The sequence below is a fragment of the Pseudomonas paraeruginosa genome, from assembly GCF_003025345.2.
Classification (GTDB): domain Bacteria; phylum Pseudomonadota; class Gammaproteobacteria; order Pseudomonadales; family Pseudomonadaceae; genus Pseudomonas; species Pseudomonas paraeruginosa.
The window spans coordinates 4532254-4545180 of the sequence record NZ_CP020560.1 but is presented as its reverse complement, the minus strand read 5'-3'; the positions used below and the strand labels follow the sequence as shown (position 1 = coordinate 4545180).

Below are 12927 nucleotides of genomic sequence, written 5' to 3'. Positions count from 1 at the left end.
CTCAGGCGTCGGCGAAGCGCCGCTCCTGTTCCAGCACCCGCTCGACGAATACTGCCGCCGCCGGCGAAAGGCTGCGGCCGGCGCGGCTGACCAGGCCGTAGGCGGAACCCTTGGCGCGGGCGGGCTCGACGCCGACCGGCCAGGGCAGCAGCGCCAGGCGGCCGGCCTCGACATCGGCGGCGACCACGTCCCACGGCGCCAGGCTGATCAGTTCGCTGGAGCCGACCAGTCCCTTGAGCATCAGCACGTCGTCGCATTGCACACCGAGCGGTTCGTCGCGCCGCAGCAGGCGCGCCAGGTCGCGGCGGATCTCCTCGGGCAGGCGCGGCCCCGCCAGCGGATAGGCGGCCAGTTGCGCGGCGCCCGGCCGCTCCAGACGCAGCAGTGGATGGCCGGGCCGGCAGAAGAGTACGCCGGGATGCTCGGGTAGCGGATGGATGTGCAACAGCGGATCGCCTTGCAGCTCGCGGATGTCCGCGACGAAGAGTTCGACGACGTCATCCAGCAGGCGCTGGCGCAGGGTCTGCCAGTCCTCGATGAGCAGCGCGACGCGCACGCATGGGTGGGCGCTGGAGAAACCGGCCAGTGCCTCGGGCAACAGCCGTGCGGCGGGGAAGGGACCGCCGCCCAGGCGTAGCTCGCCGCTGTCGAGATTTCCCAACTGGCTCACCGCGTTATGCAGCGCGCGATGCCCGGCCAGCAGGCGGCGGGCGTGTTCCAGCACCAGCCGGCCGTGGGCGGTGAGCGCCACGCCGCGGCCGCCGCGTTCCACCAGTGTGCAGCCGAGTTGGCCCTCCAGCGCCTGGATGCTGCGCGACAGCGCTGGCTGGCTGAGATTCACCGCCTCGGCGGCGCGGGCGAAGTGGCCGTGTTCGGCGAGGGCGACGAAATGGCGGAACTGGCGTAGATCGTTCATGCGGACCCCGCATCGAATATGGGTTTGGAATGCATTGGAATTATTGGCGTGCCCCTCGGCATAGTGCCAGCCGAAGCCCACAACAATAAAACGGAGCATCCGATGAGCCGTCTGCTCGCACTCCTGGCGCTCGCCCCGCTGCTCGCCGGCGCCGCCGAACCCACCGCGGCCAAGCCGCCCAGCGCCTTCACCGTCGAGGCCCAGCGGCGGGTCGAAGCGGAATTGCCCTTCGCCGACCGCGCCGACTTCGAGCGCGCCGACCGCGGCCTGATCCGACGCCCGGAGCGGTTGCTCATCCGCAACCCCGACGGTAGCGTCGCCTGGCAGCTCGGCGGCTACGACTTTCTCCTCGACGGCAAGCCCCGCGACAGCATCAATCCCAGCCTGCAACGCCAGGCCCTGCTCAATCTCAAGTACGGCCTGTTCGAGGTTGCCGAGGGTATCTACCAGGTGCGCGGCTTCGACCTGGCCAACATCACCTTCATCCGCGGCGACAGCGGCTGGATAGTGGTCGACACCCTGACCACCCCGGCCACCGCAAGGGCGGCCTACGAGCTGGTCAGCCGCGAGCTGGGCGAGAGGCCGATCCGTACGGTGATCTACAGTCATGCCCACGCCGATCACTTTGGCGGTGTGCGCGGTCTGGTCGAGCCGCAGCAGGTCGCCAGCGGCGCGGTGCAGATCATCGCTCCGGCCGGCTTCATGGAGGCGGCGATCAAGGAGAATGTCCTGGCCGGCAATGCCATGATGCGCCGCGCCACCTACCAGTACGGCACGCAATTGCCCAAGGGGCCGCAGGGTCAGGTCGACATGGCCATCGGCAAGGGGCTGGCGCGTGGACCGCTGAGCCTGCTGGCGCCGACCCGCCTGATCGAAGGCGAGGGCGAGGACCTGGTGCTGGACGGCGTTCCGTTCACCTTCCAGAACACGCCGGGTACCGAATCGCCGGCGGAGATGAACATCTGGCTGCCGCGGCAGAAGGCCCTGCTGATGGCCGAGAACGTGGTCGGCAGCCTGCACAACCTGTACACCCTGCGCGGCGCCGAGGTACGCGATGCGCTGGGCTGGAGCAAGTACATCAACCAGGCGCTGCATCGTTTCGGCAGGCAGGCCGAGGTGATGTTCGCGGTGCACAACTGGCCGCGCTGGGGCAACGCGGAGATCGTCCAGGTCCTGGAGAAGCAGCGCGACCTGTACGGCTACCTGCACGACCAGACCCTGCACCTGGCCAACCAGGGCGTGACCATCAGCCAGGTGCACAACCGCCTGCGCCTGCCGGCCAGCCTCGACCAGGAATGGTACGACCGCGGCTACCACGGCTCGGTCAGCCATAACGCACGGGCCGTGCTGAACCGCTACCTGGGCTACTACGACGGCAACCCGGCGACCCTCGACCCGCTCAGCCCGGAGGACTCGGCGGGCCGCTACGTGGAATACATGGGCGGCGCCGAGCGCCTGCTGGAGCAGGCGCGGGCGTCGTATGCCAGGGGCGAGTACCGCTGGGTGGTCGAGGTGGTCAACAGGCTGGTCTTCGCCGAGCCGGATAATCGGGCCGCGCGCGAGTTGCAGGCCGACGCCCTGGAGCAGCTCGGCTACCAGGCGGAGAACGCCGGCTGGCGCAACAGCTACCTGAGCGCCGCCTACGAACTGCGCCACGGCGTACCGCGCGATCAGCCGACGATGAAGGCCGGAAGCGCCGATGCCCTGGCGGCGATGGATACCGGCCTGCTGTTCGACTATCTCGGCGTGCGCCTGGATGCCAGCGCTGCGGAGGGCAAGGCGCTGAGCATCAACCTGCGCCTGCCGGACATCGGCGAGGACTACCTGCTGGAACTGAAGAACTCGCACCTGAACAACCTGCGCGGCGTGCAGAGCGAGGACGCCGGGCAGACCGTGAGCATCGACCGCGCCGATCTCAACCGGCTGTTGCTCAAGGAGGTGTCGGCGGTACGCCTGGTCCTCGAAGGCAAGCTGAAGAGTTCCGGCAATCCGCTGCTGCTGGGGCAACTGTTCGGCATGCTCGGCGACTTCGACTTCTGGTTCGATGTCGTCACGCCGGCGGCGAAGTCCGAGGGCTGACGACGAAGGCGCCCGAGAGGGGCGCCTTGGCTTTTCAGTAGGCCACGGTGAAGCGCTGGCGATGATGACGGGGCTGCTCGGCCTCGTCGAGCATGGCCAGCGCCAGGTCTTCCAGGGAAATCCGGCTCTCGCCCTTGGCGTCGAACAACACCTGGTCGCCGCCGAGGCGGAACTTGCCGCTGCGCTGGCCGGGTTCGAGGAGCATCGCCGGGCTGAGGAACACCCAGTCCAGTTGTTGCTCGCCGCGCAGCTGGTCGAGGGCGTCGGCGGCGCCGAGGGCGCCCTGCTTCCACTGTTCGGGGAACTCCGGGCTATCCACCAGGCGCTGGCCAGGGGCGATCTCCAGGCTCCCGGCGCCGCCGAGGACCAGCAGGCGCGGCACGCCGGAGCGTTTCACGCCGTCGAGGATGGCCTGGCTGCCGGCGGCGTGGCGGGCGCGGAGGTCGGCGCTACCCCAGCCGCCGTTGAAGGCGCTGATGACCACTTCGTGGGATGCTACGGCGCTGGCCACCTGGGCCGGGTCGCTGACGTCCGCCTGCACTACATTGAGGCCGTCGCGGGCCGCCAGCTTGCCCGGGTCGCGGACCAGCGCGGACACCGTGTGGCCGCGCAGCAGGGCTTCGTTGAGGAAATAGTGGCCGACGTGGCCGGTGGCGCCGATCAGGGCGATTTTCATGCTGCACCTTCCGTTCGAGACATGCTGCGGGGCGGCGGTGGAACATATCATCCGTGCCGAGACGATCGGGATAAACCGTGCGAAGCGGATGCACTCATTAGCTCTGCTTAATAATCAGAGCTCTTCGCTGTCGCTCATCAAGGTCAGGCTGCGGGCCACGGCGAGAGCGATGAACAACACCCCGATCACCCCTTCGCTGCCCGCCAGCAGGCGTGCCAGCGGATTGATCGCCTGGATGTCGCCGTAGCCCACGGTGGTCAGGGTCACCAGGCTGTAGTAGACGAAGGTATCCAGGCCCAGCGCGCCATGGCTGGCGATGAAGCTGGCCGGCGCCATCTGCTCGACCATGTAGTAGGCGAGGGCGAAGGCCAGCGCCATCTGCAGGTAGAGGGCGCAGAGGCCGTAGAGCAGCTCGTGGGTCACCGGGCGCTCCTGGGTGACGCGGCGGAACAGCGCGGCGAACAGGGTCAGGTACAGCAGGATCAGGCTCAGACCGCGGAGCAGGCCAGGCGGCAGGCTGGAATAGGGGCTGCTGAAGTCGGCGGTGGTGTACAGGGCCAGGCTGAACAGGCCGAAGAAGGCCGTCAGATAGACCAGTGGGCTGCGCCGGCGCAGGGTATTCATGCCGCTGAGCACCAGCAGCAGGAGGGCGCCGAGCACCCGTGGCTTGGTGCTGGAAGGGAGGCCGAGGACCAGGGTGAAGAGGACCGTGGAGAAGAACAGCAGGCGGAAACGGTAGCGCAGCAGCAGGGTATTCACGAAAGGCTCCTCGCATCGGGCGAATTGACCAGCCTGGGCGAGGAGCCGCCGTGGTGTCTATTGGCCTTGGGTCGGATCGAACAATTTCTGCACCACGGAGAAGTCCCGCTCCGCATAGCCCTGCTTCAGCAACAGGCGGTACAGGCTCAGCGCCAGGCTGCCCATCGGCGTGCTGCTGGCGCTGGCCTGGGCGGCCTCCTGGGCCAGGCCGAGATCCTTGGCCATCAGCTGGGCCATGAAGCCGCCGCTGTAGTCGCGCGACGCCGGGGCATTGTCCATCACCCCCGGCCAGGGGTTGTAGACCTCCAGCGCCCAGTTGCCGCCGGAGCTGCGGCGCATGATCTCGGCCAGCACCTTCGCCTCGAGACCGTTGGCAACGCCCAGGGCCATGGCTTCGGCGGTACCGATCATCAGTACCGCGAGGAGCTGGTTGTTGCACACCTTGGCGACCTGGCCGGCGCCGTCGGGGCCGGCGTGGAAGATGTTGCGACCCATGGCCTCGAACAGCGGCCGGGCCTTTTCCAGGGCTTCGGCGTCGCCGCCGACCATGAAGGTCAGGGTGCCGGCCGCCGCGCCGGCAGTGCCGCCGGACACCGGCGCGTCGAGCATCGCCAGGCCGCGTTCGCGGGCGGCGGCGTGGACCTTGCGCGCCGATGCCGGGGCGATGGTCGAGCACTCCAGCACCAGGGCGCCGGCGGCAATGTGCATGAGCAGCCCGTCGTCGCCCAGGTACAGACCTTCCACATGCTGGCTGGCCGGCAGCATGCTGATCACCACGTCGGCGCCCCGCACCGCGTCGCGGGCGCTGCGGGCGGCGCTGGCACCGGCGGCGACCAAGCCGTCGACGGCGCTCTGCACCAGGTCGAAGACGTTCAGCAGGTAGCCGGCCTTGAGCAGGTTGGCGGCCATCGGCGCGCCCATGTGGCCGAGGCCGATGAAGGCGATCTGTTTCATGGAGCTCCTCCTGTGGCGGCCCGGGGCCTTGGGGATGCTGTGAAACAGCTTAGACGCTATGCACGGGACTGGCGGCCCTCTTCCCGCGGGAGAAGGCCGCCGTGGGGGTCAGAGCTCCGCCAGCGGGTGTTCGCCTTCCCAGGTCGGCTCGAAGTGCGCCTCGATCACCGCCGCGGGGATCGCGCCGACCTCCGGCCAGTGCCACTTCGGCGCGTTGTCGCGGTCGATCAGCCGCGCCCGCACGCCCTCGGCGAATTCCGGATGGCGCGTGCAGTTCAGGCTCATGGCGTATTCCAGGCGGAACACCTCGGCCAGCGACAGATAGCGCGCCCGTGCGATCTGCTGCCAGACCAGCTGTGCGGTCATCGGGCAGCCCTCGGCCAGGGTCTTCGCGCCACGCGCAAGCAGCGGGTCGGCGTCGTCGCGCAGCGCCACCAGCGCCTGCCAGGCGCTCGCCAGGTCCGGCTGGTCGAGCAGTGCGTCCAGGCGCGGCCGGCGCGGGAGCAACTGGGCCTCCGGCAGTTCGCCGCGGGCCTCGTGTTCGAGGGCGCGGAGCAGGCTATGCAGTTGCACCTGGGGCGCCTCGTTCCAGTTCATCTGCACCAGGCCGGCGAGCAGGGCGTCCTGCTGGTCGTCGAGAAGGAAGCGGTCGGCCAGGTCGAGGTCGAGGGCGTCGCGGGCGTTCATCTGTGCCGCGCTCAGGCCGAGGAACAGGCCGAGCCTGCCGGGCAGGCGGGCGAGGAACCAGCTGGCGCCGACGTCCGGGTACAGGCCGATGCCGATTTCCGGCATCGCCAGGCGGCTGGACGGGGTGACGATGCGAATCCCGGCCCCCTGCATCAGGCCCATGCCGCCGCCCATCACATAGCCGTGGGCCCAGCAGATGAAGGGCTTCGGGTAGGTGTGGATGCGGTAGTCGAGGCGGTATTCGTCGGCGAAGAAGCGTCGTGCCAGGGCTGGCACCTCGCCGGGATGCTCGCGGCAGGCATCCACCAGCTTGCGCACGTCGCCGCCGGCGCAGAAGGCCTTGGCGCCGTTGCCGCGCAACAGCACGCAGGCGATGCCGGCGTCCTCGGCCCAGGCGTCGAGCTTCGCCGCCAGGGCCTCGATCATCGGCAGGGACAAGGCGTTCAGGCTCTTTTCCGCATCCAGGGTGGCGATGCCGATGCGGAATCCATGCAGGCTCGGGCGTTCTTCGAAAAGCACGTTCATGTCGGGAGTCTCGGCTCGGGCGGGCTGTGGCGCAGCCCGCCGGGTTCGATGGGAAGGCTCAGCAGTTGCGCCACTTGGGATCGCGCTTCTCGAGGAAGGCGTTGACCCCTTCGCGGGTGTCCTGGGCGTCGAACAGGTCGACGAAGCGCTCGCGCTCCTCCGGCAGCCAGGCGTTCGGCGCGCGTTCGCGGGCGCCCTGGATCAGCGGCTTGATGGTACGGATCGCCACCGGGCTCTGGCGTGCCACCTTGGCCGCCAGCAGCAGGGCGGCGCCGCGCGCCTCGCCGCTATCCACCACCTGTTCGACCAGGCCGATGCGCAGGGCGGTTTCCGCGTCCACCCGCTCGTTGCAGAGGATCATCCGCTTGGCCCAGCCTTCGCCCACCAGCCAGGGCAGCGCCTGGGTCCCGCCGGCGCAGGGCAGCAGGCCCACCGCGGCCTCCGGCAAGGCCATCTGCGCCTGGCGCTCGGCGATGCGGATGTCGCAGGCGAGGGCGCACTCCAGGCCGCCGCCCATGGCGTAGCCGTTGATCGCCGCGATCGACACCCCGCGGAAATCGCGCAACGCTTCGAAGGCCTCGCCGAAGCGGCGGGCCATCTCGCGAGCGCGGGCCTTGTCGCCGTCGGCGAACATGTTCAGGTCGGCGCCGGCGGAGAAGAACTTCGGCCCCTGGCCGGTCACCACCAGGGCGTAGATATCGTCGTCGCGGTTGAGGTGCTCGATCAGTTGGCGCAGGCCGATCAGCGAATCGCGGTCCCAGGTGTTGGCCGGCGGGTGGTTGATGGTGATCAGCGCGGTGTGCCCGTGCTTCTCCACGGTGAGCTTGTGGGTCAGGTCGAAGGAGGAAGCCTTGTAGGGTTCGACGGCAGTGTTCATGAAGTCCCTCACTGGATCATGGGCCGGGGCGTTCCGGCACTATCGGATGCGATGGTTCGCGGCGTTCACAGCAGGCGATCGAGCATGCCGCCCTGCTCCAGCAGGCGGCGGGCGACGATCACCCGCATGATTTCGTTGGTGCCTTCGAGGATCTGGTGCACGCGGGTGTCGCGTACCCAGCGCTCCAGCGGATAATCGTTGAGATAGCCGTAGCCGCCGTGCAGTTGCAAGGCTTCGTTGCAGACATCGAAGCAGCGGTCGGTGGCGAAGCGCTTGGCCATCGCGCAGTACAGGGTCGCCTCGGCGTCGCCGCGGTCCAGCCGATGGGCGCCGAGGCGGACCATCTGGCGGCTGGCGGTGAGTTCGGTGAGCATGTCGGCGAGCTTGAACTGCAAGGCCTGGAAGGTCGCCAGCGGCTTGCCGAACTGCTCGCGCTCCTCGACGTAGCGCATCGACTGCTCCAGCGCCGCCTGGGCGGCGCCCAGGGAACAACTGGCGATGTTCAGGCGGCCGCCGTCGAGGCCTTTCATGGCATAGACGAAGCCCTGGCCCTCCGGGCCGATGCGGTTGCCGGCGGGGATGCGCACGCCTTCGAAGGTGATGGTGCGGGTCGGCTGGGCGCGCCAGCCCATCTTGTCCTCGTTGCGGCCGTAGCGGATGCCGGGCGCATCGGCCGGCACCAGGAAGCAGGAAATGCCCCTGGCGCCGTCCTCGCCGGTGCGCGCCATGACGATCAGTACCTGGGTGCTGCCGGCGCCGGAGATGAAGCACTTGCTGCCGTCGAGCACGTATTCGTCGCCCTCGCGACGGGCGCGGGTGCGCAGGCGCGCGGCGTCGGAGCCGGCGTCCGGCTCGGTGAGGCAGTAGGAGGCGAGCAGCTCGCCGCCGATCAGGCCGGGCAGCCAGGCCTCCTTCAGCGCCGCGTCGCCGAACGAGGCGAGCATCCAGGCGGCCATGTTGTGGATGCTGATGTAGGCGGTGGTGGCCACGCAGCCGGCCGCCAGTTGCTCGAAGATCAGCGAGGTGGAAAGCCGCGACAGGCCCAGGCCGCCGTCTTCCTCGGCGATGTACAGGCCGAGGTAGCCCTGTTCGGCGGCGGCGCGGATGACGTCCACCGGGAAGTGATGGTCGCGGTCCCAGTCGGCCGCCTTCGGCGCCAGTTCGTGGCGGGCGAAGGCGCGGGCGCTCTCCACCAGCAGGCGTTGTTCTTCGGTGAGGTCGAAATCCATAGGTCCTCGGGTCACTTGAGATGGATGGTCATGTTCGGGCCGGCCGACGATTCGTCGGCCGTCGGTTCATCGTCGAACCAGCGGCTGGTGACGGTCTTGGTCTCGGTATAGAAGCGCACCGCCTGCTTGCCGTAGGCGTGCAGGTCGCCGTAGAAGGAGCCCTTCCAGCCGGTGAAGGAGAAGAACGGCAACGGTACCGGGATCGGCACGTTGATTCCCACCTGGCCGACCTGCACCGCGTGCTGGTAGCGCCGAGCGGCGCCGCCGGAGCGGGTGAACAGGCTGGTGCCGTTGCCATAGGGATTGGCGTTGACCAGGGCGATGGCCTCTTCCAGGCTATCCACCTCCAGGCAGGCCAGCACCGGGCCGAAGATTTCCTCGCGGTACAGGCCCATCCTCGGCGTCACTGCGCGGAACAGGGTGGGACCGAGCCAGTTGCCGTTGGGATAGCCTTCGACCTGGCACTGCGAGCCGTCGAGCAGGCACTCGGCGCCTTCCGCCTTGCCTTCGGCGATCAGGCGCAGCACGCGCTGCCGCGCCTGCGGGCTGATCAGCGGACCATAGGCGGCGTCCGGGTCCTGCCAGTGACCGGGGCGCAGGGCGGCCATCCGCTCGGCCAGCTCGGGAATCCACTCGCGCGCCGCGCCGACGAACACCGCCGCGCTGATCGCCATGCAGCGCTGGCCGGCGGCGCCGCAGCTGGCGCCGACCAGGTTGCCGAGGACCTGGGCCTTGTTCGCGTCGGGGAGGATCACCATGTGGTTCTTCGCCCCGGCGAAGGCCTGCACCCGCTTCAGGTGCGCAGTGCCGGTGCGGTACACGTGCTGGCCGACGGCGACCGAGCCGACGAAGGAAATCGCCCGGATGTCAGGGTGGGTGAGCAGGGCATCGACCTGTTCGCGGCCGCCATGGATCACCTGCAGCATGCCCTTCGGCGCGCCGGCCTCGAGGAACAGTTCGGCGAGGCGGTTGGGCGTCAGCGGATCCTGCTCGGAGGGCTTGAGGACGAAGGTGTTGCCGCAGGCGATGGCCAGCGGGAACATCCATAGCGGGATCATCGCCGGGAAATTGAACGGGGTGATCCCGGCGCACACGCCGAGGGGCTGGATCCAACTGGCGGTGTCGATCTCGCGGGCGACGTTCTCCACCGTCTCGCCCATCATCAGGCTGGCCACGTTGGCGGCGTGCTCGACCACCTCGATGCCGCGCCACACGTCGCCCTTGGCATCGGCAAGGTTCTTGCCGGTCTCGCGGGCCAGCAGTTCGCCGAGTTCGTCGTGGTGTTCCTTGAGCAGGTGCTGGTAGCGCAGCATCAACCGCGCTCGCTCGGAAGCCGGGACTTCGCGCCAGGTCTCGAAGGCGCGCTGGGCGCTGGCGATGGCCTGCTCGATCTCGTCGGCGGTGGCCTTCGGTGCCAGCGCGAGGACGTCCTGGGTCGCCGGATCGGTGACTTCGATCAGTTCGCGGGAACGGCTGCCGCGCCATTCGCCGTCGATCAGCTGGGGGATTGCCTTGGCCATCGTCTCCTCCGCTTCCCGGTGGGCCGGGATGTTGTTTTGAGTCGTTATAGCCGGCCGCAAGCCGCCTGTGGATTGACGATCTTGCGCAAGGGATGGACGATCTTGGGATTCAGACTGCCGAGTCGCATCGCCGTGAAGCGTTCCGTACAGACCTCCGCCTGGCCCCTGCCCAACCAGGGCGTGCGTTTCATCACGCCGCCGCGCCTGCGTCGCGCCCTGGCCCGCCACCCGCTCGGCCAGGCCTGCTATCCACTGGCCCTGGGCTATTACCCCGAAGCCCATGGCCACCGCATGCAGCGGCGCACGCCGGATGACCATCTGCTGATCTACTGCCGCGCCGGGCGTGGCTGGCTGGAATGCGCCGGCGAGCGCGTCGAGGTCGGCGGCGGCGACCTGCTGGTCCTGCCCAAGGGCCTGGAACATGCCTACGGCGCCGACTCGCAGCGGCCATGGAGCATCTACTGGGTGCATTTCGAAGGCGTCCTGGCGGAGGACTTCCTGCACCCGCTGGGCAGCGTCCCGCGCCTGCGCCTGGGCATGCAGCCGCGCCTGCTGGCGGAGTTCGACGCGCTGCTGGCGCTGCGCCGCCAGGGCCTCAGCCTGCCGCACTTCATCCATGCCGCGCACCTGTTGCAGGGCCTGCTCACCTCGCTGGCGGTGCGTCCGGCGCGGGCCAGCCTGAAGTCCGGGCGGGTGCTGGACATCGACGCGGTACAGGCGCTGATGCGCGCGCACCTGCACGACAGCCTGAACCTCGACGAACTGGCGGCGCAGTTCAAGCTGTCGCGTTTCCATTTCGCCAAGACCTACCGCGCCCTGACCGGCCAGGCACCGATCCAGGACTTCATCCAGATGAAGATGGCCCATGCCTGCCGCCTGCTCGACGAGGGCGCGCTGGAGGTGCGACAGATCGCCGAGCAGCTCGGCTACGCCGATCCCTATTACTTCTCGCGGCTGTTCCGCAAGGTGGTGGGCATGGCGCCCAGTCACTACCGGGCGCTGCACCAGGGCTAGCACTCCGGGCATAATGCCGTCTCCGGCCAGTGGGCCGAGACCGACAAGGATCGTCGATGCGCAAACCTCTATCGCTCTACCACCCCTGGCTCTACTGGCTGCGGGTCTGGCAACGGCGTCTCTGGCGGCACTGCCGCTGGCGTCTTGGCGGCCGCCGCTACGCGCGGCTGCCATTGGTCGACGAGCGCCTGCCGCACCGCTACATCAGGCATACCTCGAAGCTGATTCGGCGCCTCGGCGACAGCGACCTCGCCCTGCAACGCAACAAGGTGGTCAACCTGCGCCTGGCGGTGGACTGCATGAACGGCGTGCGCATCGGCCCCGGCGAGTACTTCTCGTTCTGCCGGCTGGTCGGTCGGCCCAGCGCCCGGCGTGGCTTCGTCGAAGGCATGGAGCTGTCCTTCGGCGAGGCGCGCAGCGGAATCGGCGGCGGCATCTGCCAACTGAGCAACCTGATCCACTGGATGGCCCTGCATTCGCCGCTGCGCGTGGTGGAGCGGGCCAACCACAGCTTCGATCCGTTCCCCGACGAGGGACGGATCCTGCCGTTCGGCTCGGGCGCGGCGATCTTCTACAACTTCATCGACCTGGTGCTGCACAATCCGACGGCGGATAGCTTCCAGCTGCGCTTCCATATCGCCGCCCACCAATTGGAAGGCGAACTGCTGTGCAGCGCGCCGCGCCCTGTGCGCTACCACGTCTACGAGAGGGCCCAGCGCTTTGTCCGCGACGGCGATGCGGTGTTGAGGCTCAACGAGATCTGGCGCGATATCCGGGAAAAGGGCCAGGCCGGCACCCTGCTGGCCAGCGAGTGCCTGTACCGCAACCGGGTGTGCGTGAAGTATCCGGTGGAAGAGGCCCGCCTGTCCCGAGATTGACAAGCGCGGCGCGCTTTTCTACGGTTCCGCGGCCACAGGCTGTCGGCGACCTTCTGAAAAGGCCGGACGACTTTTTCAGTACCGAGACAGGGGGTTCCATGACCGATAACGACGACCGCATCAAGCTCGAGGCGAGCTGGAAGGAAGCGCTGCGCGAGGAATTCGACAAGCCCTACATGAAGCAGCTGGGCGAGTTCCTGCGCCAGGAAAAGGCCGCCGGCAAGGTGATCTTCCCTCCCGGTCCGCTGATCTTCAACGCGCTGAACACCACGCCGCTGGAGAACGTCAAGGTGGTGATCATCGGCCAGGACCCCTACCACGGGCCGGGCCAGGCCCACGGCCTGTGCTTCTCGGTGCAGCCCGGGGTACCGACGCCGCCGTCCTTGCAGAACATCTACAAGGAACTCAACCGCGACCTGAACATCCCGATTCCCAACAACGGCTACCTGCAGCGCTGGGCGGAGCAGGGCGTGCTGCTGCTCAACACCTCGCTGACCGTCGAGCAGGCCAAGGCCGGCTCCCACGCCAACGCCGGCTGGCAGCCTTTCACCGACCGCGTCATCGAGGTGGTCAACGAGCGTTGCGAGCGCCTGGTGTTCCTGCTCTGGGGCAGTCACGCGCAGAGCAAGCAGAAGCTGATCGACCCGCAGCGCCATCTGATCCTCAAGTCGGCGCATCCGTCGCCGCTGTCGGCCTACCGCGGCTTCCTCGGCAACGGTCACTTCAGCCGCACCAACAAGTTCCTCGAACAGAACGGCAAGACGCCGATCGACTGGTCGCTGCCGGATCTCTGAAGCCCGCCGGGGCCGCCGC

At 68.5% G+C, this 12927-nt stretch carries 12 protein-coding genes; 4 read left to right on the top strand and 8 right to left on the bottom strand.

The window, feature by feature from the left end; all coding sequences use genetic code 11:
* Position 1: 1 nt before the first annotated feature.
* The gene (locus tag B7D75_RS21570; protein WP_107114411.1) at positions 2-916 is read right to left on the bottom strand and encodes a LysR family transcriptional regulator; all 915 of its coding nucleotides are present in this window, start codon (positions 914-916) and stop codon (positions 2-4) included.
* 102 nt (positions 917-1018) lie between these two features.
* Here B7D75_RS21570 and B7D75_RS21565 point away from each other — a divergent pair, with 102 nt between their 5' ends.
* On the top strand, positions 1019-2995 hold the full coding sequence (locus tag B7D75_RS21565; protein WP_107114410.1) for an alkyl/aryl-sulfatase: 1977 nt from the start codon (positions 1019-1021) through the stop codon (positions 2993-2995).
* A gap of 34 nt (positions 2996-3029) precedes the next feature.
* On the opposite strand, the gene B7D75_RS21560 is transcribed toward B7D75_RS21565, so the two are convergent.
* From B7D75_RS21560 to B7D75_RS21530, 7 genes are all read right to left on the bottom strand, one after another.
* Positions 3030-3671 (bottom strand): NAD(P)-dependent oxidoreductase, encoded by a 642-nt coding sequence (locus B7D75_RS21560; RefSeq protein ID WP_058135731.1) that lies wholly within the window; start codon positions 3669-3671, stop codon positions 3030-3032.
* A 114-nt stretch (positions 3672-3785) separates the two neighbouring features.
* The gene (locus B7D75_RS21555) at positions 3786-4430 is read right to left on the bottom strand and encodes a potassium channel family protein (protein ID WP_012077051.1); all 645 of its coding nucleotides are present in this window, start codon (positions 4428-4430) and stop codon (positions 3786-3788) included.
* A 57-nt stretch (positions 4431-4487) separates the two neighbouring features.
* Entirely contained in the window at positions 4488-5384 is an 897-nt protein-coding gene (gene mmsB / locus B7D75_RS21550; protein WP_012077050.1) for a 3-hydroxyisobutyrate dehydrogenase, read from the bottom strand.
* Between the two features lie 108 nt (positions 5385-5492).
* On the bottom strand, positions 5493-6596 hold the full coding sequence (locus tag B7D75_RS21545; protein WP_043101370.1) for an enoyl-CoA hydratase/isomerase family protein: 1104 nt from the start codon (positions 6594-6596) through the stop codon (positions 5493-5495).
* A gap of 58 nt (positions 6597-6654) precedes the next feature.
* Entirely contained in the window at positions 6655-7473 is an 819-nt protein-coding gene (locus tag B7D75_RS21540) for an enoyl-CoA hydratase (protein ID WP_012077048.1), read from the bottom strand.
* Positions 7474-7538: 65 nt separating this feature from the next.
* Positions 7539-8702, bottom strand: a complete 1164-nt coding sequence (locus B7D75_RS21535) for an isobutyryl-CoA dehydrogenase (protein ID WP_034079173.1) — start codon at positions 8700-8702, stop codon at positions 7539-7541.
* Positions 8703-8713: 11 nt separating this feature from the next.
* Complete coding sequence (locus tag B7D75_RS21530; RefSeq protein ID WP_107114409.1) at positions 8714-10222, bottom strand: CoA-acylating methylmalonate-semialdehyde dehydrogenase; 1509 nt, start codon at positions 10220-10222, stop codon at positions 8714-8716.
* Positions 10223-10354: 132 nt separating this feature from the next.
* Here B7D75_RS21530 and B7D75_RS21525 point away from each other — a divergent pair, with 132 nt between their 5' ends.
* From B7D75_RS21525 to ung, 3 genes are all read left to right on the top strand, one after another.
* On the top strand, positions 10355-11236 hold the full coding sequence (locus B7D75_RS21525) for an AraC family transcriptional regulator (RefSeq protein ID WP_003155027.1): 882 nt from the start codon (positions 10355-10357) through the stop codon (positions 11234-11236).
* A 56-nt stretch (positions 11237-11292) separates the two neighbouring features.
* A complete protein-coding gene (locus B7D75_RS21520; RefSeq protein ID WP_012077045.1) occupies positions 11293-12114 on the top strand; it encodes a VanW family protein in 822 nt (273 codons plus the stop codon).
* 98 nt (positions 12115-12212) lie between these two features.
* Positions 12213-12908: a uracil-DNA glycosylase gene (ung, locus tag B7D75_RS21515; RefSeq protein WP_003106436.1), complete on the top strand. Its 696-nt coding sequence runs from the start codon at positions 12213-12215 to the stop codon at positions 12906-12908.
* Positions 12909-12927: the final 19 nt, after the last annotated feature.

What these genes read in the sequence shown, in the direction of transcription:
- B7D75_RS21520 (WP_012077045.1), top strand. Translation starts at nt 11,293, where the DNA reads ATGCGCAAACCTCTATCGCTCTACCACCCCTGGCTCTACTGGCTGCGG.
- B7D75_RS21545 (WP_043101370.1), bottom strand. Translation starts at nt 6,596, where the DNA reads ATGAACGTGCTTTTCGAAGAACGCCCGAGCCTGCATGGATTCCGCATC.
- ung (WP_003106436.1), top strand. Translation starts at nt 12,213, where the DNA reads ATGACCGATAACGACGACCGCATCAAGCTCGAGGCGAGCTGGAAGGAA.
- B7D75_RS21570 (WP_107114411.1), bottom strand. Translation starts at nt 916, where the DNA reads ATGAACGATCTACGCCAGTTCCGCCATTTCGTCGCCCTCGCCGAACAC.
- B7D75_RS21565 (WP_107114410.1), top strand. Translation starts at nt 1,019, where the DNA reads ATGAGCCGTCTGCTCGCACTCCTGGCGCTCGCCCCGCTGCTCGCCGGC.
- mmsB (WP_012077050.1), bottom strand. Translation starts at nt 5,384, where the DNA reads ATGAAACAGATCGCCTTCATCGGCCTCGGCCACATGGGCGCGCCGATG.
- B7D75_RS21535 (WP_034079173.1), bottom strand. Translation starts at nt 8,702, where the DNA reads ATGGATTTCGACCTCACCGAAGAACAACGCCTGCTGGTGGAGAGCGCC.
- B7D75_RS21540 (WP_012077048.1), bottom strand. Translation starts at nt 7,473, where the DNA reads ATGAACACTGCCGTCGAACCCTACAAGGCTTCCTCCTTCGACCTGACC.
- B7D75_RS21560 (WP_058135731.1), bottom strand. Translation starts at nt 3,671, where the DNA reads ATGAAAATCGCCCTGATCGGCGCCACCGGCCACGTCGGCCACTATTTC.
- B7D75_RS21530 (WP_107114409.1), bottom strand. Translation starts at nt 10,222, where the DNA reads ATGGCCAAGGCAATCCCCCAGCTGATCGACGGCGAATGGCGCGGCAGC.